The organism is Pseudovibrio sp. Ad13 (genome assembly GCF_001623225.1).
Lineage (GTDB): Bacteria > Pseudomonadota > Alphaproteobacteria > Rhizobiales > Stappiaceae > Pseudovibrio.
Genome location: NZ_LMCC01000019.1, coordinates 156,001 through 182,443, shown reverse-complemented (window position 1 = coordinate 182,443; position 26,443 = coordinate 156,001). Strand labels below are relative to the sequence as shown.

The following is a 26,443-nucleotide window of genomic DNA, read 5'->3' as shown; positions in this document are numbered from 1 at the left end:
ATCGGGTTGCGTTGTCGTAGGCGGCCTTTGATGGGCCTATTACCATTTCATCCGGAATGCGGACGCTACTCTTGAGGCTATGGAAGCCCCTGTACCAGCTGCTTTCTTTTGCTTGAGTGCTAAACATAATCAGAATGGAACGCCAAGCACCATGTAGGCCGCTACTCCAAGCATTGCAGCCGAAGCAAGCCCAAACGTCAAACCCAACCAATGCGTTAAATCTAGTTTCCAGTTGTTGATTGGATCATTGAGCCAAGCTTCTCTGTTGATCAGCATCTCATAGTTGGCCATTTGATCATAGTTTTCTGAATGGTAAGACCAGTTGAGCCATACACACAAACCGGCTAACAGAGCTAGCAGCAAACCAGCCACCAAACACCATCCAAGTCCAGAAAATTGAACTAACAGATCTGCAACTGACGCCTTCTTGTCCTTCCCCAAACTGCTAACCAAGGTAAAAAGCCCTGCCAGAGCTCCCGCATGAAGTAGGACCAAACTAGACATTAACCAGCGCCCATATTGGGCCGCAACATCAAAAGTAATTTGCTGACGAGTTCTATACTCAGTGAAAACTATTCGCTTGAGCTCTGCATAGTGGTCGGCGGAATCTTGGTGTTGTTGCATCTACTGTTACCGTGGGTGTTTGGGTGTTCTGTCGTTTTGCAATTTAGTGCTCATGAGACGGAAAAGATGCTCGAAAGCAAAAAACTCTTCCTGATAATTATGTAATAAATTTAACGAGTAATATTTTTAATAGTAGTAGCTTTCTACCTTCTGCCAATTTCTCGTAAATTGGCTATAGATTTAAATATCCTCTCTATATCCTTACTATCTATCAATATATATCTGTACCCCGCTCTGGGGCTACCAATGTGTCAGAGTGGGGCATACCCCCACCCCACAGTGGGGCTACCCCATACCACAGAGGGGCTACCCTATCCCGCTGCGGGGCTAGTAGCTGAATCCTCTGTTCTGATTTCGGTCACGCATTGCTTCAGCTCGATCATCTGCATCAAAGAATAGAAGTGTGTACATTGAGGATGTTCGGCGTCTATTTGAATACCTCGCTTGGCTTTCAATAAACCCTTTTTGCTCCAGGCTCCGTAACGCGCGGTCTACTGTTGAACGGCCCAGCTTGATAGCTTTACAAATAGTGCTTATTGAGGGCCAGCATTCGAGTGGCGCTGTGTAGTCGCCTTCTTCTGGGTTTGCTCTAAATGCTAGGTAGGCAAGCACAGCGTTTTCGGGTCCGCTCAGGTCGAAGTCACTGTCGTAGACTGCGCGGGTGGCGTAAGAACACATTCTGCACCTATCAGTTTGCTGAGCTTGATTGTAGGGCCTCTCTCAACAAGGCCTCGCCCTTAGGTTTGCACCGGATGCGATTGCCGCTCCTAATCGAACCATCTGGCAACTGCACCTTAATTGGCTCGTTGATGAAAAGGCCGGCGCGTACTGCTTTGCGTGTGGCTTTTCGGCTAAAGTCCTCGCCACTCACGCTTTGAAGATTCCAGTCGACAAGAATGGGTTTAGTCATAGGTGCTCCATGTAGGTGTTGGGGAGGGGAGGCCGCCTCTGCGGCCCCACTGTTAGGCAGCTACTGAGCTTGTGCTGTCATTGGCTGGCTGCAAATTCGCTAGCCATGTAGGCGCACTTGCCTTGTCGCTTATCTTTTCAGGTAGAAGAGGCAGTTCATACGGTGCTGGAAGGCCAGAGCGCCGTGACCAGTCACGAAGCAGGGCTTTTCTGGTGCCAGCAGTAGCTCATGCCCTGCCATGCTCTTCCATCACGCCTTAAAATGCCTTTCTGAATGATCCATTGAATGTTGCCTTTGCAAGTAATCACGCGCCACTTCCCGCATGCGACGATGACACCTGCATAATCATCGTGGCTTTCTTTATGTGACGAATGAGTTGTGTCATTTGCCGCAACTGTTGCCAGTCTCGCCATTCCGTTACCTATGAAATTGTTTTGAAATAGGATGTTGCCCAGCGCTGGGCGGGGCCGCTAATGCGGCCCAGATTGCTTAGGCTACAGCTGCCTGTTGATCGCTGTAGTTAGCTGCCTCGAGTGATTGCTCCCAGGCTTCGAGATCAGCCAAACGCCAACGCTTTCGATTTCCCATTTTAAGTGGTGCTGGGAAGTTGTTGTTAGCCGCGCCATTCGACCAACGCCAAAGAGTGGTGTTGCCGATCTGATATCGGGCACGGACACCTGAAGCTGTGAGGAAAATAATCTGTTCAGCCATTAAAACACCTCGGGAGTTGCTGGGATGGAACAGAATGTATTTGAGCAGAAGAGAACGGAAATGTCAGTTCATGTTTCGCTCCATAACTAGAGCTCTTTGAAAAATGACATTTAAAATCATATGGTTGTTTCGGATTCAATCCTGCTAAGTGGATCAAATTCGAACTCACCTCGTTTGCAAGTATTGACGAAAGATATTGCCGCACCTTCCGACCAACCACAATTAGTCACCCTCATGACTTCGGGGTTCGTGAGTGGTGGTTTGGCGATTGCTCGAAACAGTTCTTTGAACTCATTAGAACTGTTTACCTCTCGGCCTCCAAGATGCCAAATTGTGGCAACTGCAAACCTCAGCGCATTTAAAAAGGGCTTATAGTTTGGTCCCTTATCTTGTCCTTCTTTGAGTGCGCTGATTAGCGTTTCCACCCTGAGCTTTTCCGCTATGCAGTCTTCCATCAAGATCCGGGTTTTCTCGAAGAACGTCGTATCAAAATCCTCATTGTAAACATCACCCTCCTTTTTTGAGAGGCTCATCACTCTATCAAGTGCCTTAATTTTGCGTTCTAACCTCAATTTATGAAGTTGTTGCTTCATCAAGAAAGCCTCCTCTGCTCCAGAAATAGCAGGGGCATAGAAAAAAGCGTCATTGATTACATGAAGAGCGAACTCATGATCTTCATCAGATAACCCAAGTGGTTGCATAGCGGCCTTGATGCGTTTTTGCTGAGCAAAGGAATATGAGAAATCAATGTGCTTCACTTTATCCTCTCAGTTGCACAACATTAGAGGGGGCGGCTTCACCTGTAGCGATCTCTTCAATGCGGTTTGCCAGGGCTTCGAAGGCTTGCTCACGCTCCTTGAGATAGTCGTAGCGGTTGTAAACCTTGGCTAAGCCTTGGATCTTGCCTGTCTTGTGGTTAAGAGCAGCCTCAACCACATGCGGAGCAATCCCAAGCTCTCCCATTAGACTTGCACAGGTGCGTCTTAAATCGTGGTAGGTCCAATTGAGGATCTTATTCTCACCTGTCTTCTCTCCGCGTTCCGATGCCTCTTGACTGGCCTCTTCAAGCATGGCTAGGTCGATACGTTTCTTGAACTTTGAGTATCCACTGATAGGGGCAATCTTGCCGTTCCTGCCTGTGCCTGTAGAGAAGACGTAGGAAGGTGGGTTGCCAAGTGGAATTACGCTTTGCAGCTCGCTCACAGCAAGTTTAGAAAGTGGGATGGATATCGCCTCTTTGTTCTTGGAGCGTTCCTTTGGAAGTAGCCACGTTGCGTTTTCAAGATCTAACTCGGAGAAAACCATATGGGAGGCTTCGCTGCGTCTAGCTCCGGTTAAGACTAAAACTCTCGCCCATGTTCCTTCCGGATAACCAATCTTTCCTGCCGCCTTCCAGAACCATCTTAACTCCTGCACAGATAGTACTCTGTCACAGCTCTGCGGCTTAGCTGGTGGCTTCATGCCATTGCAGAAGCTAACTTCGATCACACCTCGCTCGACAAGCCAATTACTGAAGCGTCGGACAAATGCGAAGGCCTGCGTTGCTGCGCTGGGTTCGCCGTCATCCATTATGCGGTCAATGATATTCTGAATGTCTTTTCGCTTGATCTCGGTTACTGGGCGGTTCCTCAGCTTTGGAAAGAAGCGCCTTTCGATCACAGTACGGATAGACTCAGCGGAGCGGAGCTGGGAGGCTTCCCGCCTCATGTATTCGCTAAAGCGCTGGTGAAACTGGTCAGCCTCTTGCAAGTCGGCTTTGGCTATTGCCGCGGCTTGCTGTTGTCGTTCAATCTTCTTGGCGCTTGCAGGGTCAATGCCTTCAACTCTTCGTCGCTGGGCTTCTTGCGCCTTCCTACGAGCCTCTGAGAGAGTTAGTCCTGCACCCTTCCTCTTCGCGTAAGGGCCCAGGGTAAGCTTCTTTTGGGTTCCATCTATGGCTTTGTAACGATAGGCCCAGCTCATTGCACCGGTGGGGTGCACAACCAAACGTAGACCGGGGGTTTGGCCATCCGACAATTCTTTGCGTTTGTCCGGTGGTCCCTGTTTGACCAGTGCGTCAATTCCAATTTGCGTTAAAGCGTTGACCATATTCCGCTATCTCCGCTCAGGTATACCCCGGTGAAAAACAAAACCTAAGGGCGATCTGGGGTATACCTCTGGGTATACCTTTTGAAGGTGCTGGTAGTGGAACACATAGAAAAGAAAAGGGCTATAGTTGAAGTGATTGTTTAGTGAAAACAGTTGGATACGTTGTGAATAGTGGAATGGTGTGAAATGCACGGAAACTGGTCATTACATATTTCGTAATGATGGGGTCGAAGGTTCGAGTCCTTTCAGCGGCACCACTAACTCTCTGATACTTCATAATCCCCCAAAAACTTGCTCATTTAGCTTTGTCTTGTCGCTTACTCGTCGTAGGTTCGGATTTGTGTTTTTTGGTCCTTTAGTCGAACCTTTAAGCGCATAGATTTCATTTGCACATATGGAGGCCATCGGGGGTTCGTGGGAGCGGGCTGATGATGGTGTGGAGTACCGGAAGTGATTGTCGATCACCTGAATAAGTTGCGCGCGTGGTTGTTTGAAGATGCATTGCCGCTTTGGTTGAAAGCTGGCGAAGACGCTGCAAATGGTGGTTTTGCTGAGACCATCACACTGGATTGTGAAGGCAGTGCGGATAACAGGCGTGGTCGCGTCAACCCTCGTATGGTGTTTGTGTATTGCGAAGCGGGACGTTTGGGCTGGGATGGCCCGTGGATGGACGTCGCGCTGCGCACGCAAGCCTATGTGGAGCGGGTGTACGGCACTGCTGACGGGTATATCGGTGCGCTTGCTACACCAGATGGTGAGCTGCTCGACACTTCGTTTGACCTTTACAATCAGGCCTTTGCGCTACTGGCTCTTTCCAGCATTGCTGATGTGAACAGTGAACAGCGCGGGGAAGCCTGCGCGAAAGCTGCTGCTTTGCTTGATGTGTTGAAGAGCCGCTTCAAACATCCTGTTGCGGGCTTCCAGGAAGCTGAGCCTGCGCGTGCGCCACTGGGTGCCAACCCGCATATGCATCTGTTTGAAATGTGTCTTGAGTGGGAGCGCTCAGAGAATCTGAGCACTGAGCAGAAAGCCATCTGGTCTGCGTTGGCAGATGAGCTTGGTGAGCTTTGCCTGAAGTATTTTATCTGCGAGAAAACAGGTGGTTTGCGTGAGTTCTTTGCGCTGGACTGGTCTCCGATGCCCGGTGACGAGGGCAGGGCGCTCGAGCCGGGACATCATTTTGAGTGGGCATGGTTGCTGAGCCGCTGGAACAAGCTGCGTGGTGATGGTCGCGCTAGGGCTGCTGCTGCGCGTCTCTTTGAGATTGCGGAGGTCTATGGTGTAGATCGTGAGCGCGGTGTTGCGGTGATGGGCATCAATGATGACTTTTCCATGCGTGACCCACTGGCGCGTCTGTGGTCTCAGGCTGAATGGCTTAAAGGCTCTATCGCCATGCTGGAGTGCACTCCTGAGAGTGAGTGGCCTCGGTATCGCCAATCCATGCAGGATGCGCTGAAGGCGTTGGAACTGTTTTTTGAAGACGTGCCTGCTGGTCTCTGGAAAGACAAGTTTTTGCCGGATGGTAGCTTTGTAAGAGAAGCGGCACCAGCAAGCTCGCTCTATCACATCATTTCGGCCATTTCTGAACTTGACCGTTTTTCTAAAACTGAGGTCGGGCAGAAAATGGTTACTTTTGAGAGCGCTAAATAACGGTTCCTGCAGTATAGATTGGGAGAATTACAATGGTTAAATGGGGTGTGCTCTCGACTGCACGGATTGGCCGCGAAAAGGTTATTCCTGCGCTTCAAAAAGCCAAGGGCGTTGAGGTTGTCGCAATTGCTTCTCGTAATGAGGAGAATGCCAAGAAAGCTGCTGCCGAACTGGGTATCGAGAAAGCCTATGGTTCCTATGAGGCGCTGCTGGCTGATCCTGATATTGACGTGATCTACAATCCGCTTCCCAACCACATGCATGTGCCGATGACGATTGAGGCTGTGAAAGCTGGAAAGCATGTGCTCTGTGAAAAGCCGATTGCGCTTGATGCAGATGAAGCGCGTCTTCTGCTGGAAATGCCGGATAACCGCTTCGTTATGGAAGCCTTTATGGTGCGCGCGCATCCGCAGTGGCAGCGGGCGCTTGAGATTGTAGAATCTGGTGAGCTGGGCAAGCTGCAGAGTATTCAGGCGTTCTTTGGTTACAGCAATCAGGACCCGCAGAACATTCGCAACAAAGCAGAGCTTGGCGGGGGCGGCCTGATGGATATTGGCTGCTATCCGATTGTGGCGTCGCGTTACTTCTTTGATGCTGAGCCTGAGCGTGTTGTGAGCCTTGTTGATCGTGACAGGAACTTTGGCACGGACCGTCTGACATCTGTGATGATGGACTTTGGAGAAGGACGTCAGGCTCAGTTTACGGTTTCAACCCAGTCTGCTCCGTATCAGCGTATCAATCTGGTGGGGACTGCCAAGCGTCTGGAAATTCTCATCCCGTTCAATGCACCTGCTGGTGAAGAGACTATCTTGCGTCTTGATTCTGGCAGTTTGCCGGGGGATGGTGCGATTGAAGTGGAGCGCGTTGCTGCCTGTGATCAGTATACGCTGCAGGGTGAGTTGTTCTCTCGTGTGGTCAAAGGTGAAGAAGAGCTGCCTTACGGTGTTGCTGATGCAATCCAGAACATGGAAATCATCGATGCGATTGTCCGCTCTGAACGCAATGACAGCTGGGAGACCGTTGGGTCTCCCGACTGAGTGTTTTGCTGGTGTTAGAGCATGTTGCGGTTGTTTGCATTTACGCCTCATGCCCTAACTTCTTTGTTTTGAGCGAATTCTTGTCGTTTGATTGAATACAATCAAACGGAACGCGCTCTAGACTTTTTCGCCTCTGATGGAATAGAGGTTGTCGCGATTGAGTGTATTGAGATCGCGACGGCCACACAGTGCCATGGTGGTATCCAGTTCCTTCTGGATGATCTCCAGTGACTGTGTCACGCCTTGCTTTCCACCTGCGCCCAAACCGTACAGGAACGGTCTGCCGATGTAGGTGCCTTTGGCGCCGAGACAGATGGCTTTCAGCACATCCTGACCTGAGCGAATGCCACCATCGATGTGGATCTCCACCTTATCACCGACCGCATCCACGATTTCCGGCAGGATCTCGATGGAGGATGGTGCACCGTCGAGCTGACGTCCGCCGTGGTTGGAGACGATGATCGCATCACAGCCAGAATCGACTGCGTGGCGTGCATCTTCCTTGTCCAGAATGCCTTTGAGGATTAGCGGGCCGCCCCACTGTTTTTTGATCCACTCAATGTCATCCCAGCTCAGGCGCGGGTCAAACTGCTCTGCTGTCCATGAGGACAGGGAGGAGAGATCGCCAACACCTTTTGCATGGCCGACAATATTGCCAAAGGTGCGGTTTGGCGTTGTGAGCATTTTCATGCACCACATTGGGCGTGTTGCCATCTGCCAGATGTGCTTTGGCGTAAACTTTGGCGGGGCAGACAAGCCGTTGCGCAAATCTTTGTGGCGCTGGCCTAGGATCTGCAGGTCGAATGTGAGAACCAGTGCAGAACAACCTGCGTTCTTTGCGCGGTCGATCAGGGCGTTGATGAAGTCTCGATCCTTCATCACGTAAAGCTGGAACCAGAATGGTTTCGTGGTCTTCGCCGCAACAGCTTCAATGGAGCAGATGCTCATGGTTGAAAGCGTGAAAGGTACGCCGAACTCTTCAGCTGCCTGTGCTGCGAGAATTTCACCATTGGCGTGCTGCATTCCGGTCAGGCCGGTTGGTGCTAGCGCGACAGGCATGGAGACATCCTGTCCGACCATCTTGGTGGCAAGTGTGCGGTCTGTCATGTCAACCGCGATACGCTGGCGCAGCTTGATCTTCGCGAAGTCGCTCTCGTTGGCCTGATAGGTGCTCTCGGTCCAGGAACCTGAGTCCGCGTAATCGAAGAACATCTTTGGAACGCGTCTGCGAGCACGCTCTTTGAGGTCACTGATTTCTAGTATTGGTGCCATGTACGGGCCTCCCCCCGAAACATTAGTTTTTATGTATAGAGGGATTGCACGTATCGGTGATATGTCAACATTACATGTATACGACTTCAGTCTACCAGTATTGGGAAAAGCGTTATTCGCATTCATCTATGAATGCCGTAAGTACTCTGAAATATCTTTGAATTGACGGTACTGACTAAAGCGTAACTGTCAAATAACTATCTGAATTTGCTTGTTTTGTTTGTTTGCATAAACGTTTAGCGAGTGTCTGGTTGAGACTTCATCTTGCCTGGGTGCTATTTGTGATATGTAACTGAAATATATCTCAAAAAAGCGACATAAGCTTACTTTGCAGATGCCCGAAGTTTAAGATTAGTGAGTGAAATTACGTAGCTTGTGAGGCGTGTTGGTGGGATGGGGGCCAGAAATTTCATGTAAGAGCGAACGTAGATGAGAGAGGCGATGCTATAAAAGAGGGCGTATACAGTGAGTGCTGGTCTTGCCGTCTCGTTGAGCAATCCGGGCGATGAGTTCTTCTGATTTTGCGCAGCTGGACCGGTGGGAAGCGGAAGTGCAGCTTCCCATTGCGAGTATCTGTATGGAAGGATCAGGGAAGCTTCGTGCTCTTATTTCTTCTGCCGGCTGATCCAGGCCATCCAATTGTAAAACCAGTTCCGAAGGTTATCTCCGCACCGTTTAAGCACATTGGATATATAGTTCATGGCTTACCCTCCATGTGCAGTTTTGGCTGCCTCAATGGTGGGCTCAATTAGCTAAATGCAAATGAAAGAACTGCTTCAAGATTTAAGTTTGGATGGCGAGTCGAAGAGAGCTCACCATCCAATTGGCGGTTTACTTATCAGCGATAACCTTGTCGACTTCGGCTTTTCTCATTACCAAGTCTTCTGTCTTACTCGTCGTAAGATTTGCGAACTGATCCCAATAAGTACGGCCTCTCCATCGTATGAATGAGCCGAACTCAAACCAAAAGGCAGCGAGACTGAGAACAACCCCGCCTACGATCCAAAGCCAGAAATTTCCTTGTCCGAGGTTTTGAAGTAGTTCCTGAGCTTGTTTTCCTGCTTCTACCAAATCTAACGTGATGATCTGATAGAGTGAGTAAAGCCCAAACAAGGCTGTGATGATGAGAACTGTCGCTTTAAAGTACTCACGCTTTAATGCTGACTTTAGATCAGGCTTCTGAAGAGAGGCATTATATACATTCAAATTGAGTAGACGCTTTCCTGGGGTCTGACCCATTCTAGCAAGAAACAAGGCAAATACGAATGGGGCGAGCAAATAGAAGAACGGCTCTGATGGGAGGTAAGTTCTTTGATTACCGTATTCATCAGAGTAGTAGCTCACTGAAACAGAACGTGTGACATTGCCTTCCTTCCAGATTTTCTGAAGAGCCGTTATGTGGAAGCTACTTGCAAACATGTTTGTTTGCTTGCAGAGAATTTGCTGGCGTTGATGGCCTGGTTCGGGCGGTAAGATCTCATCCATACGCTCTTGCGAGATCATGTCAAATTGAGGTGCACAGGCAGTTGTCTTGAGAAGTTCTGGCGCAAGAAATCGTGTAGAAAAAACACTGTTATATGCGACGACAATAGCGGTAATGACAAAGCCGAGGATAAACAGATCTAGTAGATACGCGAATGCTCTTCGCCAGAAGTACTTTGCAGTCATTGGATATGTACCGGCATTTAATGCTAAGTATCTGAGGAACAAGAGTGATCGCAGATACCGCAAAAACTGATTAAAATTTTGTTTCTATATACAGTCTTAGGTTCAAGAAAATCAAAGAATTAATCGTATGCGGAAGGGAGAAAGAGGACTGTTCCCGTAGCAATTATTTTCTCATGCCGGGTCATTATAATTTCATATAAATGGTGACCCCGAGTGGATTCGAACCACTGACCTGCCGCTTAGGAGGCGGCCGCTCTATCCAGCTGAGCTACGGGGCCTTTAGGCGTGTCTTGATCCGTGACCGGATCGATCCGCTTGAGATGCTATCATCCGTTGAGGATGCAGCGCGTTTTCAAATATCATGAAATTTGGCTGTAGGCGAGATAGATTGCTTCTCTGTGAACAAGCTAGGTATCAGTTCATGCAAGAGAATTTGCTCAACCGGTGTCTTTCAGGTTTGCTCTCAGAGAGTTCTCGGGGGCGTTCCGACTGCATCGACCTGATATAATTCCTAAATAGGACTTTGTTGGTGGGTTGTTGTGTTCCGGGGATTTGTTGCTTTTTTCTGCTTTTTGCTGAGCTGTATAGGAACCGTGTTGGCGACGCCGTGTGATGAGCGTTCGGTTCTTGATGAGAGCTTGCCGACCATCATGATGGAGGAGGTGCTCGCAAATCCTTTGAGATTTACCGCGAGTGACGGTGAGTTTTATTATCTCGCAGATTTGACAATGGCAGAGCAGGATTTGCTGCTGGCTGATGACTTTTTTGAGGAACGGGAAGTCAGGGTAAAAGCGTTGATTGAGCAAAAGGATCGGTGGGGACGCCGACCTGCGATTCTGGTTGATCCTGAATTGGGTGATTTGTCGGTCAGGCTGGTCAAAGCTGGAATGGCCATTGTTAGGCCACAATTAAGAGCTTTCAATTGCTTGAAATTCCTTATTAATTTGGAGAGTATGGCTCGCGAGAAAAATGTTGGATTATGGGTCATTAAAAATGTAATTAATGATTATAAGTCAATTAGCTACGAGCAAATCGGCCTTTATGGAATTGTGGAAGCCAAGCTGATTTCTGTTGGGCAAACACGATCCAAAACATACTTGAATTTTGGTGAGCGCTGGACAGAGGATTTAACCGGGATTATTCAAAGGGGAACGCTGGCGGATTTTTCGGAGTTCGGGCATGATCTTTCAGTGATGAAAGGTAAGCGAGTTCGCCTCAGGGGCGTTATGCAACTGAACCAAGGACCATTAATAGAGCTAAAGCACCCAGCGCAGTTGGAGCTTCTGGACTAAGGCAAAGAGCCGGAAACGCGAATGACTTTGAGTAGTGCATTGTCTGGACTTCAGACAAGCCTGAGAATGCTAGTGATATCTGCAGTGACCGTAGCTCTTGTTGCGTGTCAGCTGACCGGCTCTGCCAATCAAGGCGCTCAAAAACCAGGTAGCTTGCGAACCGGGCTTGGGAGCGACGTTGGGGCGCGAGAGCATCCGCGTGTCGTCGCGACTTATGGCGGTGTCTATAAGGATGGTAAGGCTGAAGCAGCTATTGCACGTGTTGTTGGTGGTCTTGTTGCTGCTTCGGAAGACCCTGAAGCGCACTACCGCATTACTTTGCTCAACAGCCCTGCAGTCAATGCCTTTGCTCTTCCTGGTGGTTATCTTTATGTGACGCGCGGGTTGCTGGCGCTTGCCAACGACACCTCAGAGCTTGCCGCTGTGCTTGCTCATGAAATGGCACACGTGACAGCGCGCCATGCGATCAAGCGCCAACGTCAGGCTGAAGAGGCTGAGTTCGTCACCAAAGTGATGACCAATATCGGCAAAGATCAGCAGACCATTGATGCAGCAGTCAAAGAAAAGCAGGTACAGTTCGCGCGCTTTTCTCAGGAGCAAGAGCTTGAAGCTGATGATGTGGGTGTGAGAACGCTTGCTGGCGCTGGGTATGACCCTTACGCCGCAGCGCGCTTCCTGAACACGATGGGGCAATTTGCACGCTATCAGCAGCTTGGTGGGCAAAGCAGTTCAGCGCCAGACTTTCTTTCTTCTCATCCAAACACGCCTGATCGTATTCAACGCGCTGTGCGTAGTGCACGGCAGATCGGTGCGCCGGGGATTGGCCTAAATGGTCGTGAAGACTATCTGACCAGCTTGGATGGCATGTTGTTTGGTGATGATCCACTGGAAGGGTATGTCCGTGCGCGGCAGTTCCTTCACAAAGGCCTTGGCATCTCCTTCAGTGTGCCAAAGGGTTTTGTGCTTGAGAACTCTGCTGAGGCTGTGTTGGCGAGTAATAACTCCGGCACTGCCATGCGTTTTGATGGTGCTGATCTGACGGGATATGCCAGCTTAACTGATTACATGTTATCTGGCTGGATCAATGGCCTGATTGATAACAGTGTTCGCCCAACCACGATCAATGGTCTGCCAGCCGTTATTGGCTCTGCAATTACAGATGGTTGGTCTTTCCGCATCGGTGTTGTGCGTATCGGCTTAACCGGATATCGGTTTATCTTTGCAAATCGTTCGCCAACTGCTGTATTTACTCGTGATTTTGAGAAGTCTCTTGGTAGCTTCCGACAGTTAAGCCCGACGGAGCAAGCTCGACTTAACCCACTTCGAGTTAAGATCATTCAGGCGAAGGGTGGAGAGACGGCTCGTAAACTTGCTGTTGGCATGAGCGGCATTGAGCCATCGCGTCGGTTGGAGCTGTTCACGATCCTCAATCAGGTTAAGGCGAACCAACGCTTCAAGCCAGGTGAGCTCCTGAAGGTCATTACCGACTAAAGAAGCTCGTTTTTCAGGCAATGTGTTATGAGCCGCTGGCTTCATAGCCATCCGAATGCGTGAGAGCGTCTTTCAATTTCTGCATTGCTCGTGACTCAATTTGCCGAACACGCTCCTTTGAAACACCCAGTTTCTTGCCAAGGGCTTCCAATGTAACGCTTTCGTCTTTTAGCTTGCGATCTTTAATGACGCGCTGTTCGCGTGGTGGCAATGTTTTGATCGCATTGAAAAGACGACGTTTTGCGCGTTCCTGGTCTAAGTGCACTTGGACGAGTTCGTCTGGCAGAGGTTCTTCAGCCGCGAGGGTGTCCTGAAGCTGCAGGTTCGTTTCGCTGCCTTTCAGGCTCGCATTGAGGGATGTGTCTTTCCGGCCTAATCTGGAAGACATCATTCTTATATCCCTCAGCTTTGCTCCCGTCTTTTCTGAGATTTGCTGATGCAGCTGTTCCTCATTTAAGTCAGGATGTTTGCTTGATAGTTCTGCGCGCAAACGTTTGAAGCCGAAAAACAACATTTTCTGGCGAGAGGAGGTTCCTCCGCGAACAATCGACTGGTTGCGGAGCACATAGTCCTGAATGAAGGATTTGATCCACCAAGTTGCATAGGTGGCAAAACGGACGTCTTTGGATAGCTGGAACCTGTTGGCTGCTTCCATCAGGCCAATATGGCCCTCCTGAATTAGATCAGAGAGCGGGACACCATAGGACTTGAACCGAAGTGCTTGAGCGATGACCAAGCGGGAGTGAGACAAGGATAGCTTATCGAGTGATCTGTGATCGCCTCTGACAATCCAGCCTTCCAAGAGCTTGTATTCTTCTTCTTTTGACAGATATGGGGCTTTTCTTGCCAGACGGGCAAGAGGCCCGAGACTTTGGTCTCTTTCATAATGAGCCATTTACGCCTCCCTCGATTAAACTGGGATACGGCGCTGAAGTTCATTTGGATCTTTTGACAAAAAAAAGAAAGCCCCGCTTGGAGCAGGGCTTTCTTTTAATCAGTTAGATTAGGAGAGGCTGATTAAGCTGCCTCTTCCTGACCTCCGCCTTCACCATCAGTTGCTGGAGCAACTTTGGCAGCACGACCTGGAGACGTGGAAAGAACGCCTTCGATCTGTCTGATTGCTTCTGTGTCAGTCTGTTTCTGAACAGCTGCGATTTCACGTGCCATACGGTCTAATGCGGCTTCGTAAAGCTGACGTTCGGAATAAGACTGTTCAGGCTGGGAATCAGAGCGATAAAGGTCACGAACAACTTCAGCGGTTGAAATGAGATCGCCAGAGTTGATCTTTGCTTCGTATTCCTGTGCGCGGCGACTCCACATGGTACGCTTCACGCGAGGTTTACCTGCGATGGTCTCAAGAGATTTCTTAACGGTAGATGCGTCAGACAGCTTACGCATTCCTACAGAAGCAATTTTTGCAACTGGAACACGGAGCGTCATCTTATCCTGTTCGAAGTCAATTACGAGGAGTTCAAGAGAGTATCCAGCTACGGTCTGCTCTTCAATTGCAGTAATCAATCCAACGCCGTGAGATGGATAAATGATGTGCTCACCTGTTTTAAACCCCTGACGCTGCGCGGTCTTTTTTGCGGGTGTGGCCATACGCTATACTTCTCCTGCGCAGTGGTTGTTTGCTGTCTGGGAGACGCAAGCAACCTAGATGCAGCGCGTTCGCCGCATCTTTCTCTTTGGAAAAACGTGAAAAGTCCAATGTATGCGGAAAGCTACTTCTCGCATCAATTGGTTCCGCGTTCAAATGTGATCAGTCGAATTCTATGTTGTGGCTACTTCGGCGAATGCTGGAGTAAATTATTGTGCGCACTTCAATTGAACTGCGACCATAAAAAAACCTCCGAGTGGGGAGGGTGCAACCAGACTGCCAAATGACTGTAAAAAACTGTATAGCACATTATCCACGGATTTCCAACCTCTCTCAAGCAAGAGAGGAATTAAGACATCCGCGGATACTGTCTGGCAAATAATAAATATTTGGTAGCTCTAAGCTTTTGGGACCTTAATCACCAGTGCCCGGCTTATCAGAGAAATACTTTTCGAGTTTTTCTGCAACACCATCAAACTCAGCAGCTTCTGGAAGCTGATCTTTCTTAACAGTCAGATTCGGCCACTTTTCTGCGTACTCAGCATTAAGCTCAACCCACTTTTCCAAGCCAGGCTCAGTATCTGGGAGAATTGCATCTGCTGGACATTCCGGTTCACACACACCGCAATCGATACATTCGTCTGGATGAATGACGAGCATATTCTCGCCTTCGTAAAAGCAATCGACCGGGCAAACTTCAACACAGTCGGTGTATTTGCATTTGATGCAATTGTCTGTGACGACGTATGTCATCGCAATCCTCTTAGTCTCTGGCGCTGCAAATTAGTCTGAAGACAAACGGCACGGGCTCTCGTGGCCCTGACGATTTTCTCGTCCTTTAAACTTGTGCTCTTTGCTACCGGTTTTCAGTGGGTAGTGCAAGCGCTGTCATAGGCGAAGAGATTGCAATATTGGGGCAAAATTTGCGTAAAGTTGCCGCTAAAAAGGATCAATTTCGTTGAAGCCCCGAATCCGGGCGATTTGGCGTCGATCCCGTTTAGTTGGGCGTCCTGCACCGGCCTCGCGCTTGGCAACCTGGACCTGTATTTCCTTGGGTGGTGGAGGGGGAGACATGTCCTCATAAAGCAGCTGTGCTTCAGGGGCTGGACCGCGCCGGGTGCCAAGTTTTAAAACCTTAAGGATCAAAAGGCGTCGCGGCATTGTGATGGTCAGTACATCACCGGGCTTTACAGCTGTTTTGGCGGCCGCAATCTTATCTTTGTTCAATCTAACATGCCCGGACACTGCCAGTTTTTGTGCCAGTGTCCGAGATTTTGTAATGCGGGCATACCAGAGCCATTTGTCGATGCGAAGAGACTCTTGTGCTTCTGGTATTGCCATATCAGTTAGCCCGAAGGGGCGACTATTTGTCGCCCTTTTCCAAGTTCTGTTTCAAGGACATCAGTGCTGCAAACGGAGAATCCGGATCCAACGGCTTGTCTTTGCGTGGAGCAGGCTTGCCTTGCTGGCCGCGGTTCTGGTCTTTGCTAAAGCCACGGCCTTTACCGCCAGGCTTACCAGGATTGCGACGCTGCTGAGCGTTGTTGCTGCGAGGACCGCCACGACGTTCGTTGCCACTGCGTGTATTGCGCTGACGTTCGTTGTTGTTGCGACGTCCACCGAAACGACCCGGGCGCCAGATTTCAACAGTAACTGTTTCCATCTCTGGCTCGCCAGCTTCTTCCTCAGAAGCTTCAGCAGGTGCTGCTTCTTCTACTGGTTCAGCTGGGGTCTCTTCGGTTGCTGGTTCTTCCGCTACCGGTGCTGCAGCTTCGCCTTCAACTTGTTCTGCTTCCACACCTTCAGGTGCTTCAATTGGAGCTTCAGGCTTTTTGGCGACAGGGCGCTGTTCTTCGCGTGTTTCCAGACGGTAACCGAGAGACTTCAGGATGTTTGTGAAGTCTTCGCCTGCACAGCCGAGCAGGGAGGTCATGGAAACAGTAACGGTGAATGCGCCGCCTTCTGTCAGTGCACCTTCTGGCGGCTCAATGCCTTCTTCCAGGGGTTTCCAGGCTACCAGCGGACGGATGATGTCTGCCAGGCGCTCCAGAATATCGACGCGTACAGCACGTGGACCACAAACGCGGAAGCCTACGACGCGATACAGCGCGCCTTCGATCTCCGGATCTACTGGAACGGACGTACGGCCAGATGCGGACAGCTGAGGAAGTTCAGTCAGGCCTTTGATCTCGCCTTTGCCTTCTTTCAGCGCCCAGAGCTGCGCGAGCAGCTGGCTTGGTGCTGGTTTCAGAAGAGCAGGGACATAGATGTGATAGGCGCCAAAGCGAACACCGAGCTTGCGGAGTGAACCGCGCATCTGCTGGTCGAGCTGACGGATGTCATCAGAAATTTCCTGACGCTCAAGGATACCAAGGCTCTCGGTCAGGCGGTATGCCACGCCACGAGCGATGCCTTCGATCTCTTCGCCCTGTTCCAGGTCGAAAAGCGGCTTCAGGAGTGTTTCGATGTGTGTCTTGATCCATAGATCAAGGCGCTCCTGCACCATATCGCGTGCAGGTCCCGTCAACTGCTCATCAGCAAGAATGATCAAGGATGGGCGCAGGGTCTGTTCACCAGCTATCAGGCGGGCGATGGATTCACCCTGCCATCTTAATGTGCCGTCTGCGGAGAGGATGAACTCTTCGTTGGGCGCGCGGGATAACCGTTCTGCACGGTTTTCAATCTCGCTAGCTAGTGCTTTTTGGGCCGCAGCACGGACAGCTTTTTCTTCCTGTCCTTCTGCCGTTGCATCCGGAGCAAAGCGGAAGCCGTGAAGCTGGCCAATGTGCTGTCCTTCTACAAGGACATCTCCGGTTGCGGTGATCTCCGCTTCGAGCATTTTGTTCTCTCTCAGACGTCGCATCAATACGCTGGTTCGCCGATCCACAAACCGCTGTGTAAGCCGTTCGTGAAGGGCATCTGATAATCGATCTTCTATGCCGCGCGTCACTTCCTGCCAATGAGCAGGATCGTTCAGCCAGTCGGCACGGTTTGCCACAAAGGTCCACGTACGGATATGTGCTATCCGGTTCGCCAGTGTGTCTATATCCCCATCGGTTTTGTCTGCCTGTTTTATCTGACTGTTAAACCAATCATCCGGAATGGCTCCATCCCGGATCAGATGGGAATAAATCCCTGTTACGAGATCTGCATGGTTTGCCGGAGCTATCTTGCGATAGTCTGGAACCTGACAGGTATCCCACAGTAATGAAACTCTTTCTTGCGTCGTCGCGAGGGAAAGAATGTCCCTGTCACGATTAGCAAGTTCGAGAACACCGATATCCTCCGCCGGAGGGGCTTTGGTCAAGCCCTCTTCTCGCGGAGAATGCTCCAAACTGCGCAAAAGTGCGCGAATCGAGGAAAAATCGAGATTTGGGTTGCGCCATTGCAGCACTTTGAGGGGCTCAAACTCGTGAGATTCGAGTTGATAGACAAGTTCGTCGTCAAAACCGGGTACCCGGCCCGTTACACCAAAAGTACCATCTCGCAGGTGTCGACCTGCTCGTCCGGCGATCTGGCCGGTCTCCGACGGGGTTAACTGGCGGTACTGATAGCCATCAAACTTGCGGTGCCCGGCGAACGCGATGTGGTCTACATCCAGGTTCAAACCCATACCTACAGCGTCGGTGGCAATGAGCCAGTCAACGTCGCCGTTCTGGAACAGGTCAACCTGAGCGTTGCGCGTTCTGGGAGAAAGAGAGCCGAGGACAACTGCTGCACCGCCGCGCTGACGGCGGATGAGTTCTGCGATCGCGTACACTTCATCGGAAGAGAAGGCGACGATTGCAGAGCGACGCGGGAGGCGCGTGATCTTTTTAGAACCTGCGTATGTCAAAATGGACATGCGCGGTCGCGTGATCACATTCAGACCCGGCATCAGCTTTTCGAGCAAGGGGCGTATTGTCGAAGAGCCAAGCAGCAGAGTTTCCTCTCTGCCACGCAAATGCAGGATGCGGTCGGTGAAGACATGGCCACGTTCCAGATCGCCAGCCAGCTGCACTTCATCAATGGCGACGAAATCCACGTCGAGATCTTTTGGCATTGCCTCTACAGTAGAGACCCAGAAGCGTGGGTTCTTCGGGATGATCTTTTCTTCGCCTGTAATCAGCGCGACAAGATCCGGTCCCTTCTTCTCTACAAGACGCCCGTAGACTTCTCTGGCCAGCAGACGGAGTGGTAATCCGATAAGGCCAGACGAGTATGCGCTCATCCGCTCGATAGCCAGATGCGTCTTACCAGTGTTCGTTGGCCCCAAAATCGCAGTGACAGACCGTGATCTTGTTGTTCGGTGCAGCGTGTTCTTGTTCATCTAGAAGTGCAATTCCGTAGTCTATGGCCAAACGTATCTCGGTACCCAATTCTTCGGCTGGGATACTGAAAATGCTCGTGCGGTGCCTCACCCAATGAAGTGGCATTTATATGGCAGAGAAAATCGCTGTAAAGCTCTGGAATGAATAAAGACGAAAAATGCTGATGATGAGTGCTGGAATGAAGTTTCAGTTTCATACCGGCATAAAAGGGTTTTTTGCGTATACGTTATTGTTCGCCTGCTGCTTTCGCTGAATAAGATGCATGACTATAACGTGCAGTATATGCCGTTTTGGGTAGGTTACATCGTGTTAAATGGTTACAAGAAGCCTGAAGTTTTGCGGGTTATGTGTAACACATTCGCCGTTGTTACTAGCCGATTTCATTAGTAAATGTCTTGTATTAGCATAAATTTTGCCAATTCTAATTGCCCCCAGACATGCCGCGGATAAGTGTTAGATGAGGCTTGTTGCCACTTCTGTTTTAACCAGTGAGTTTCATCGGGGAGGAGTTATCCCCGCTTTCCCCTCAGCGGTATCGTTAAGTTTTTTGCATCTATGCAGAATGAAAAGAAACACGGAATCTAACTGCGATACCTTGCTAATTGCTGGAATGTTTTTCCTATATTACATACGCATCCGTATTGGTGGGTGTGCAATCTAAGGTTAACGTTTTATTAACCTGCTCCTAACAATAGCTTTTTCCAAAGAAATACTAATTCGATCTTTAAGTTTAAAGTTTTTCCTTCTAAGCTTTTCGAAAAAGACATAGTGCAATTTAACAATGTCAATATATATGGACGTAATTCTATTGGTATAGAAGTTAAATTGAATAGATTTCTTTCCCAATATGAAAACAATGAGCCTCGAATAGAAGATGGGTGATAGATACACCTTCTATATTGAGTGGATATTGCGTAGAGTAAGGTTGTTGGAGGCATAATATGTAGGGGTGTATAAAATGAATCCGTTGACTGCTGCACTAGAATTTGTTGAATCTATTAATAATGAAGAAACATCCGAAGGTGTTTCTAAGCGTATTGCTGAACTTGGCCAGTCTTTTGGCTTTACAAGCTTCTGTCTCGCTGCGATCCCCGAAGCTGGCGCATCTTTTGATGGGTCAATTATGTTGAGTGGTTGGCGTCCTGAGTGGCAACAACGTTATCTCGACCGTGATTACGTACAAAACGATCCGATTGTTGCGAAGGCGCGCACCGCAAGCCGTCCATTCTTATGGTCAAGCGTTGCTCGTGATCGCAATATTACTGCCGCTGCACAGCAAGTTCTGTCAGAAGCGCGCGATTACGGAATGTACGACGGCGTCTGCGTGCCAGTGCATGGCCTTCAAGGCTATCAAGGCATGTTGATCTTTGGTGGGCCGGAAGTACGTCTGAATGAGCGCGAAATCAGTGTTCTTCATCTCGTTGGCATTTACTCGAGCAATAAGGTGCGCGAATTGATTGGTGCTAATACCAGTCGGCCCCGCCATCGCCTTACCCCTCGTGAACTTGAATGCTTGAAATGGTCTGCTGCAGGGAAGACAAGTTGGGAGATTAGTCAGATCCTGAGTATCTCTCAGCATACAGCAGATTGGTACCTGGCTTCCGCTGCCAGAAAACTGCATGCTGCAAACAGAACACATGCTGTGGCCGAGGGTTTCCGGCTGGGCTTAATTCGTTAAGCCAAAATGACACCTACCTATGCTCTCGGCAGGGTTCGCATCGCGAATCCTGCTGTTTGCACGTGAGCGATCGGATAAAAGTTGCACCTTTAGTCGTAAAAGTAGAAAATTTTTCGTGAGATATATTAGAGAAGTCAAAATTTACGGTGTTTGTGTATATATTTTTACGTGTTTAGTTTTTCTCAATTGTACGATAAATTCCTTAGAATTTCCCCGTTTTCTTAATGTTTTGTGACCCGGTAAATATAGTAATGGCTCATGTGACTATAAATTAATCTTTCCATAGAGGGATTTGCTCGACTATAAAGCCCCAAAATACATAGAGACTGGGGGACCTAACTTTGGCTATTCAACGAATATTGGTTGCTAACCGCTCAGAGATTGCAATTCGAGTTTTTCGAGCTGCAAACGAACTTGGTCTCCAGACAGTTGCTGTCTTTGCTGAAGAAGACAAACTGGCTTTACACCGTTTTAAGGCTGATGAAGCTTATCAGGTGGGTAAAGGCCTGGGTCCAATTGAGGCCTACTTGTCTATCGACGAGATTATCCGCGTCGCGAAAGAGCAACGCGTTGATGCAATCCATCCAGGTTACGGCTTCCTTTCCGAGAGTCCAGAGTTTGCTAAGGCATGTGCTGAGAACGGCATTATCTTTATCGGCCCATCGCCAGATACAATGCGCCGCCTGGGTAACAAAGTAGCAGCACGTGAACTGGCGATTAAAGCTGGTGTTCCTGTTATGCCTGCGACGGATCCGCTTCCTGAAGACATGGAAGAAGTGAAGCGTCTTGCTTTGCAGATCGGCTATCCGGTGATGCTCAAGGCGTCATGGGGCGGTGGTGGTCGCGGCATGCGTGTGATCCGTGATGAAGAGACGCTTCTTCGCGAAGTTGTTGAAGCGAAACGTGAAGCGAGAGCAGCGTTCGGCAAGGACGAGGTTTACCTCGAGAAGCTTGTTGAGCGCGCCCGTCACGTTGAAGTTCAGATCCTTGGTGATCAGCACGGCAATCTCGTACATCTGTTTGAGCGTGATTGTTCCATTCAGCGCCGTCATCAGAAAGTGGTTGAGCGTGCGCCTGCACCATATCTTGATGAAGAAAAGCGCCGTGAGCTTTGCGAGTATGGCCTGAAGATTGGCCGCGAAGTGGATTACTGCGGTGCAGGCACCGTTGAGTTCCTGATGGATGCGGATACCGGCAAGGTTTACTTCATTGAAGTGAACCCGCGTATTCAGGTGGAGCATACCGTTACTGAAGAAGTCACCGGCATTGATGTGGTTCGCGCGCAGATCCGCATTGCGGAAGGTGGTCGTATTGGCGATAAAACGGTCACCGGTGTTCCTGAGCAGAACGCGATTGAGTTGAATGGTCATGCGCTTCAATGTCGTATTACGACTGAAGATCCTGAGCACAACTTCATTCCAGATTATGGCCGCCTGAGCGCTTATCGCGGTGCGACCGGGTTTGGTATCCGTCTTGATGGTGGCACGGCTTATGCCGGCGCGGTGATCACCCGTTTCTACGATCCTCTGCTTGAGAAAGTGACCGCCTGGGCCCCAACACCTGAGGAAGTATGTGCGCGTATGGATCGTGCGCTGCGCGAATTCCGTATTCGCGGCGTTGCGACCAACCTGATTTTCCTTGAGCGGATTATTGGGCATGCGTCCTTCCAGGACAACTCTTACACAACGCGCTTTATTGATGACACACCTGAGCTGTTTGAGAACATTAAAACAGCTGACCGTGCGACGAAGCTGCTGAACTACATTGCTGATGTCACTGTAAACGGCCACCCTGAAACAAAGGGACGCCCGAAACCACCAGCTGATGCACCGGCACCTGTGGCGCCGAAGTTCAAGCTGCCAGTAATGGACGGGACTCGTCAGAAGCTGGAGCAGCTTGGACCTAAAGAGTTTGCCAAGTGGGTAAAAGCTCAGCCGCAAGTGCTTGTTACCGACACGACGATGCGTGATGCGCATCAATCTTTGCTTGCTACACGCATGCGTACCTACGATTTGGCGCAGGTTGCTGATAGCTATGCCCAGGGTTTGCCTGAGCTGTTCTCTCTGGAATGCTGGGGCGGCGCGACCTTTGATGTGTCTATGCGCTTCCTGACTGAAGATCCGTGGGAACGTCTGCGTCTTGTACGCGAGAAAGCACCTAACCTGCTGATGCAGATGTTGCTTCGTGGTTCCAACGGTGTGGGTTACGCGAACTATCCAGATAACGTTGTTCAGCACTTCGTGCGTCAGGCTGCAGAATCTGGTGTTGATGTGTTCCGTGTGTTTGACTGCCTCAACTGGGTTGAGAACATGCGTGTGTCCCTGGATGCTGTTCAGGAGCAAGGCAAGCTGTGTGAAGCAGCTCTTTGCTACACTGGCGACATTTTGAACAGCGCGCGTCCGAAGTATGATCTGAAGTACTACGTCAATCTGGCGAAAGAGCTTGAAACTGCAGGTGCGCATATTCTTGGTATTAAGGATATGGGCGGTGTGTTGAAGCCGCAGGCTGCGAAGGTTCTGATTAAGGCGCTGAAAGATGAGATCGATATTCCGATCCACTTCCACACGCATGACACTTCCGGTATTGCGGCCTCTACTGTACTCGCTGCTGTTGAGAGCGGTGCTGACATTGTTGATCTGGCGATGGATTCCCTATCAGGTCTGACCTCTCAGCCATGTATGGGCTCTGTTGTTGAAGCTCTGAAGGGAACATCTCGCGATAGCGGTCTGGACACAGACCGTATTCAGCAGATTTCCTTCTACTGGGAAGCTGTTCGTACTCAGTATCGTGCATTTGAGAGCGATCTGCGCTTTGGTGCTTCTGAAGTTTATCTGCATGAGATGCCAGGTGGCCAGTTTACCAACCTGAAAGAACAGGCGCGTTCGCTTGGTCTGGAGATGCGTTGGCACGAAGTGGCGAAAGCCTATGCGGACGTGAACATGATGTTTGGTGACATTGTGAAGGTGACGCCAAGTTCCAAAGTTGTTGGTGACATGGCGGTGATGATGGTGTCTCAGGGCATTACACCGGAAGATGTTATTGACCCGAACAAGGAAGTTTCCTTCCCAGAATCCGTCGTCAACATGATGCATGGTGACCTTGGTATTCCTCCAGGCGGCTGGCCTGTTGAGCTGCAGAAGAAAGTTCTGAAGGGGCAAGAGCCGATTACGGTTCGTCCTGGGTCTTTGCTTGAAGCTGAGGACATGGATGCCAAGCGTAGTGAGTTGACAGGTATTTTGGGCCGTAAAGGTTCTGAGCAAGAGCTGTCTTCTATGCTCATGTATCCGAAGGTTTACACTGAATTTGCCAAGGCTCAGGACAAGTATGGCCCGACCAGTGTGCTTCCAACACCAACCTACTTCTATGGTTTGAAGGTTGGTGATGAGATTATGGCTGAGCTGGAGCCGGGTAAGACAATGGTTATCTCTTGTCTTGCGATTGGTGAAACTGATGAGCACGGTGAAAAGCGTGTGTTCTTTGAACTGAACGGTCAGCCTCGGAACATCCGTATTATCGACCGCACTCACAGTGCTGCAAACACACCTGCGCGTCGTAAAGTTGATGACGACAATGAGCTTCAGGTTGGTGCGCCAGTACCGGGCGTTATCTCCACGCTCGCTGTGAAAGCTGGTCAGGCTGTGAAAGCTGGTGATCTGCTTGTCTCCATTGAGGCAATGAAGATGGAAACATCTGTTCATGCGGAGCGTGATGGTGAGATCAGCGAAGTCTGTGTAGCTTCGGGTGATCAGCTTGATGCGAAAGATCTGATTGTTACCTTTAAGGGATAAGTCCTGAAGGTATTTGCTAGTCTGGATTAACCAGCAATGCGTTTGGTGCATGAGCACTATGCATTGCTGATTTTTTCGTTTTAGTGGCGAAAATATATATATTTATCAGAATGTTATGTGTTTTTGACTGCGATGTATGACGTTAGGTATTGCTACGTTCCGTAGTAGTGCGGTTGTTCCTGTCTGTGTCCTTCTGTACTCAGCGCTCCAACTAATTCAACAATGTGTTTCCCAATTTCTGATCTTTAGGAACTGCCTTCCTACCAGGCCAGAGTTGGGTTTTTTATTGAGGGTGCAACCGTGCAAACTAAAACAGGAAACCCAGCAGTTATCGGCCTTGCTGGATTTGGTATGACGACTTTTGTTCTGCAAATGGTGAACATTGGTCTTCTGGAAAACATGGGCCCAGTGCTCTGGCTTGGCGTTTTTGTTGGTGGTCTTGCGCAGTTGGTTGCTGGTTTCCAGACAGGAAAGACTGGCAATAACTTCGGTTACAGCGCTTTCACCATTTACGGTGCATTCTGGCTGGCGTTTGCAGGCATTCTTGTTGGCAACAAACTGGGCTTTTATACATCTTCCCATTCTGACATCGGCTTCTTCTTGCTGCCATTCACCATCTATACCGGCATTATGTTCTACGGTGCGCTGCACATTCACACTGCAGAAGCTTCCATCTTTGGTAGCCTGCTGCTCGGTTTCATCCTGCTGGTTCTGGGGCACTTCGGTCCAGCGATCTTCAACGTGATTGCCGGTTACGTGTTGATCCTGTGCTCTTTCTGCGCATGGTATGTGATGGCGCACATCATCTATAAGGATGTTTGTGGTCGTGATGTTTTGCCAGTTGGTTCGCCAATCCTGCAGCCGGGAGAAAAGATGTCTGGCGCAGAGGCTGTTGCAGCTGAATAACTAAAGTGCAAACCTAAATGAAAAGGCCCGGCAATGACCGGGCCTTTTTGCTATTTAGCTGAATGAGATGACCAGTGACTGGCGGGTTCGGATGCGTAACCGATCCAGTTGTCCATGAAGTTTTCCAACCAATGTAGAACTGCCGGGTCGTACACAAAGCGCTCGCGGAAGTGCTCGCCGCGCTTTTTTGCTCCGGGCAACACCAGACGACTTGCAGCGCGAGTGGTCCAGCGGCTCATCATGGCGTAGGTGAGTTCCGGGTGAAACTGGATGCCGAATGCATTATCGCCCACGCGGATAGCTTGATTTTTGTAGGTTGGGCTTGAAGCCAGAAGCTCTGCACCCGTGGGAAGAGAGAAACCTTCCCGGTGCCATTGATAAACCTGCTGTGGCCATTCCATTAGGTCTGTACCGAACTGAGTTGCTTCCAGCGGATAATAGCCGATCTCAACCAATCCATCATCATGGCCTGTGACTTGGCCACCAAGGTTTTTGGAGAGCATTTGCGCACCAAGGCAGATGCCCAGGAAGGGTTTGTTTTCTTTGAGCGGAACACTGATCCAGTCGATCTCTTGCTTCACGAAGTCATCGGTGTCATTGGCGCTCATTGGGCCGCCAAAAATGACAGAGCCCGCGTGGTCAGCAAGTGTGTCTGGCAGTTGGTCGCCAAAACGAGGGCGGCGAATATCCAACTCGAACCCACGTTTGACCAATTGCTGCCCGACGCGACCGGGGTTTGATGTTTCCTGATGCAGCACCACCAGAACTTTGGCAGGGTGCTGATTATTCCGCTCTAACATTGTAAATCAAAACCTTCAGGTCGAAGAAGGGCTATTGCCACTCTGTCGTTTGGCTACTTTTTGCTTAAGCTTCATGCGGTCTCTGGAGGACACGCCTAATAGCTCGGCAACGCGCCAAATTGTGTTGTCTTCAAATTCATGGACGGACCCATCTGCGTAGACCATTTCCCAGAGTGCCTCGATGACTGTCAGGCGTTGCTCCGGCTCCAGCTTGCGCTTGAGGACTGATGTGAAGCCATAAAGATCAACTGCATCCTCATCACGTACTTTGGCGAGGTCCATCAGCTCTTTTGTGTCTTCCTCATTCAGCTCATACTGTTGCTGTAAGACGCGTTTTAACTGGTCCAGCTCCTGCTGCTCAATCTCGCCATCTACAGCGATGATATGGAACATGAGCGCTGCGACCGCCAGCCGTTCATCGTCTTCGGAAAAGCGGCCTGCTTCTTCCTGCTCGTTTGACAGGTCTTTGAAGAACTTTTTCAGGGCGTCCAGCATTCATGTGCTCCGTGCAACTATTGGTTTTCTTGCACTTTAAAATAGTGCTTTTCTGTTGTGCTTAAAGATGTTTCAGATCCGAATGGAATACTATTGATACGCAAAAACAATTACAAAAGCCAA

Annotated in this window: 20 protein-coding genes and 1 tRNA gene; 7 read left to right on the top strand and 14 right to left on the bottom strand. The window is 49.8% G+C overall.

The genetic code is table 11. The annotated features are described in order from the left end of the window. Positions 1 to 129 precede the first annotated feature (129 nt). The 4 genes from PsAD13_RS24270 to PsAD13_RS24250 all read right to left on the bottom strand — a co-directional run bounded on the left by PsAD13_RS24270 (position 130) and on the right by PsAD13_RS24250 (position 4,333). Positions 130 to 624, bottom strand: coding sequence for a hypothetical protein (locus tag PsAD13_RS24270; RefSeq protein ID WP_063319708.1), 495 nt, complete (start codon positions 622 to 624; stop codon positions 130 to 132). Positions 625 to 2,023: 1,399 nt separating this feature from the next. Next, positions 2,024 to 2,245, bottom strand: a complete 222-nt coding sequence (locus tag PsAD13_RS24260; RefSeq protein ID WP_063319706.1) for a hypothetical protein — start codon at positions 2,243 to 2,245, stop codon at positions 2,024 to 2,026. Between the two features lie 116 nt (positions 2,246 to 2,361). Next, positions 2,362 to 3,003, bottom strand: a complete 642-nt coding sequence (locus PsAD13_RS24255) for a hypothetical protein (protein ID WP_063319705.1) — start codon at positions 3,001 to 3,003, stop codon at positions 2,362 to 2,364. A gap of 1 nt (position 3,004) precedes the next feature. Next, the gene (locus PsAD13_RS24250) at positions 3,005 to 4,333 is read right to left on the bottom strand and encodes a site-specific integrase (protein ID WP_063319704.1); all 1,329 of its coding nucleotides are present in this window, start codon (positions 4,331 to 4,333) and stop codon (positions 3,005 to 3,007) included. 450 nt (positions 4,334 to 4,783) lie between these two features. On the opposite strand from PsAD13_RS24250, the gene PsAD13_RS24245 reads away from it, so the two are divergent. Together PsAD13_RS24245 and PsAD13_RS24240 are read left to right on the top strand one after the other, a co-directional pair. Then, entirely contained in the window at positions 4,784 to 5,983 is a 1,200-nt protein-coding gene (locus tag PsAD13_RS24245; RefSeq protein WP_063319703.1) for an AGE family epimerase/isomerase, read from the top strand. A 32-nt stretch (positions 5,984 to 6,015) separates the two neighbouring features. Continuing rightward, positions 6,016 to 7,020 (top strand): Gfo/Idh/MocA family oxidoreductase, encoded by a 1,005-nt coding sequence (locus PsAD13_RS24240; RefSeq protein WP_063290339.1) that lies wholly within the window; start codon positions 6,016 to 6,018, stop codon positions 7,018 to 7,020. Positions 7,021 to 7,137: 117 nt separating this feature from the next. Here the strand turns inward: PsAD13_RS24240 and PsAD13_RS24235 are convergent, their stop codons facing one another. The 3 genes from PsAD13_RS24235 to PsAD13_RS24225 form a co-directional block, all read right to left on the bottom strand. After that, entirely contained in the window at positions 7,138 to 8,292 is a 1,155-nt protein-coding gene (locus tag PsAD13_RS24235; protein WP_063319702.1) for an alpha-hydroxy acid oxidase, read from the bottom strand. An 831-nt stretch (positions 8,293 to 9,123) separates the two neighbouring features. Continuing rightward, positions 9,124 to 9,777 (bottom strand): RDD family protein, encoded by a 654-nt coding sequence (locus tag PsAD13_RS24230; RefSeq protein ID WP_343228962.1) that lies wholly within the window; start codon positions 9,775 to 9,777, stop codon positions 9,124 to 9,126. Between the two features lie 384 nt (positions 9,778 to 10,161). Continuing rightward, a tRNA-Arg gene (locus PsAD13_RS24225) sits at positions 10,162 to 10,238 on the bottom strand. Positions 10,239 to 10,499: 261 nt separating this feature from the next. On the opposite strand from PsAD13_RS24225, the gene PsAD13_RS24220 reads away from it, so the two are divergent. Both PsAD13_RS24220 and PsAD13_RS24215 read left to right on the top strand, forming a co-directional pair. Beyond that, positions 10,500 to 11,252: a thermonuclease family protein gene (locus tag PsAD13_RS24220; RefSeq protein WP_063303554.1), complete on the top strand. Its 753-nt coding sequence runs from the start codon at positions 10,500 to 10,502 to the stop codon at positions 11,250 to 11,252. 84 nt (positions 11,253 to 11,336) lie between these two features. Beyond that, positions 11,337 to 12,743, top strand: coding sequence for a M48 family metalloprotease (locus tag PsAD13_RS24215; protein ID WP_082827061.1), 1,407 nt, complete (start codon positions 11,337 to 11,339; stop codon positions 12,741 to 12,743). 25 nt (positions 12,744 to 12,768) lie between these two features. Here PsAD13_RS24215 and PsAD13_RS24210 read toward each other — a convergent pair whose 3' ends face one another. The 5 genes from PsAD13_RS24210 to PsAD13_RS24190 all read right to left on the bottom strand — a co-directional run bounded on the left by PsAD13_RS24210 (position 12,769) and on the right by PsAD13_RS24190 (position 18,652). Beyond that, the gene (locus tag PsAD13_RS24210; protein WP_063319700.1) at positions 12,769 to 13,638 is read right to left on the bottom strand and encodes an RNA polymerase factor sigma-32; all 870 of its coding nucleotides are present in this window, start codon (positions 13,636 to 13,638) and stop codon (positions 12,769 to 12,771) included. A gap of 122 nt (positions 13,639 to 13,760) precedes the next feature. Then, complete coding sequence (locus PsAD13_RS24205) at positions 13,761 to 14,345, bottom strand: CarD family transcriptional regulator (protein ID WP_057461899.1); 585 nt, start codon at positions 14,343 to 14,345, stop codon at positions 13,761 to 13,763. A gap of 412 nt (positions 14,346 to 14,757) precedes the next feature. After that, a complete protein-coding gene (fdxA, locus tag PsAD13_RS24200) occupies positions 14,758 to 15,096 on the bottom strand; it encodes a ferredoxin FdxA (RefSeq protein ID WP_057461898.1) in 339 nt (112 codons plus the stop codon). A 186-nt stretch (positions 15,097 to 15,282) separates the two neighbouring features. Further along, entirely contained in the window at positions 15,283 to 15,684 is a 402-nt protein-coding gene (locus tag PsAD13_RS24195; protein WP_063319699.1) for an RNA-binding S4 domain-containing protein, read from the bottom strand. Between the two features lie 22 nt (positions 15,685 to 15,706). After that, positions 15,707 to 18,652, bottom strand: coding sequence for a helicase-related protein (locus PsAD13_RS24190; RefSeq protein ID WP_063319698.1), 2,946 nt, complete (start codon positions 18,650 to 18,652; stop codon positions 15,707 to 15,709). Between the two features lie 959 nt (positions 18,653 to 19,611). Here PsAD13_RS24190 and PsAD13_RS24185 point away from each other — a divergent pair. The 3 genes from PsAD13_RS24185 to PsAD13_RS24175 all read left to right on the top strand — a co-directional run bounded on the left by PsAD13_RS24185 (position 19,612) and on the right by PsAD13_RS24175 (position 25,025). Next, complete coding sequence (locus PsAD13_RS24185; RefSeq protein WP_057461895.1) at positions 19,612 to 20,331, top strand: LuxR family transcriptional regulator; 720 nt, start codon at positions 19,612 to 19,614, stop codon at positions 20,329 to 20,331. Between the two features lie 341 nt (positions 20,332 to 20,672). Next, positions 20,673 to 24,119, top strand: coding sequence for a pyruvate carboxylase (gene pyc, locus PsAD13_RS24180; protein WP_063319697.1), 3,447 nt, complete (start codon positions 20,673 to 20,675; stop codon positions 24,117 to 24,119). 300 nt (positions 24,120 to 24,419) lie between these two features. Beyond that, positions 24,420 to 25,025, top strand: coding sequence for a GPR1/FUN34/YaaH family transporter (locus tag PsAD13_RS24175; RefSeq protein ID WP_063319696.1), 606 nt, complete (start codon positions 24,420 to 24,422; stop codon positions 25,023 to 25,025). Positions 25,026 to 25,075: 50 nt separating this feature from the next. On the opposite strand, the gene PsAD13_RS24170 is transcribed toward PsAD13_RS24175, so the two are convergent. Next, positions 25,076 to 25,825, bottom strand: a complete 750-nt coding sequence (locus PsAD13_RS24170; RefSeq protein WP_063319695.1) for a glutamine amidotransferase — start codon at positions 25,823 to 25,825, stop codon at positions 25,076 to 25,078. Positions 25,826 to 25,840: 15 nt separating this feature from the next. Continuing rightward, positions 25,841 to 26,320, bottom strand: a complete 480-nt coding sequence (locus PsAD13_RS24165) for a TerB family tellurite resistance protein (protein ID WP_063290330.1) — start codon at positions 26,318 to 26,320, stop codon at positions 25,841 to 25,843. Positions 26,321 to 26,443: the final 123 nt, after the last annotated feature.

Coding starts and splice junctions, on each gene's coding strand:
- PsAD13_RS24165 (WP_063290330.1), bottom strand. CDS start 26,320: ATGCTGGACGCCCTGAAAAAGTTCTTCAAAGACCTGTCAAACGAGCAG.
- PsAD13_RS24260 (WP_063319706.1), bottom strand. CDS start 2,245: ATGGCTGAACAGATTATTTTCCTCACAGCTTCAGGTGTCCGTGCCCGA.
- PsAD13_RS24210 (WP_063319700.1), bottom strand. CDS start 13,638: ATGGCTCATTATGAAAGAGACCAAAGTCTCGGGCCTCTTGCCCGTCTG.
- PsAD13_RS24170 (WP_063319695.1), bottom strand. CDS start 25,825: ATGTTAGAGCGGAATAATCAGCACCCTGCCAAAGTTCTGGTGGTGCTG.
- PsAD13_RS24240 (WP_063290339.1), top strand. CDS start 6,016: ATGGTTAAATGGGGTGTGCTCTCGACTGCACGGATTGGCCGCGAAAAG.
- PsAD13_RS24185 (WP_057461895.1), top strand. CDS start 19,612: ATGAATCCGTTGACTGCTGCACTAGAATTTGTTGAATCTATTAATAAT.
- PsAD13_RS24270 (WP_063319708.1), bottom strand. CDS start 624: ATGCAACAACACCAAGATTCCGCCGACCACTATGCAGAGCTCAAGCGA.
- PsAD13_RS24250 (WP_063319704.1), bottom strand. CDS start 4,333: ATGGTCAACGCTTTAACGCAAATTGGAATTGACGCACTGGTCAAACAG.
- PsAD13_RS24235 (WP_063319702.1), bottom strand. CDS start 8,292: ATGGCACCAATACTAGAAATCAGTGACCTCAAAGAGCGTGCTCGCAGA.
- PsAD13_RS24195 (WP_063319699.1), bottom strand. CDS start 15,684: ATGGCAATACCAGAAGCACAAGAGTCTCTTCGCATCGACAAATGGCTC.
- PsAD13_RS24205 (WP_057461899.1), bottom strand. CDS start 14,345: ATGGCCACACCCGCAAAAAAGACCGCGCAGCGTCAGGGGTTTAAAACA.
- PsAD13_RS24190 (WP_063319698.1), bottom strand. CDS start 18,652: ATGAACAAGAACACGCTGCACCGAACAACAAGATCACGGTCTGTCACT.
- PsAD13_RS24230 (WP_343228962.1), bottom strand. CDS start 9,777: ATGGATGAGATCTTACCGCCCGAACCAGGCCATCAACGCCAGCAAATT.
- fdxA (WP_057461898.1), bottom strand. CDS start 15,096: ATGACATACGTCGTCACAGACAATTGCATCAAATGCAAATACACCGAC.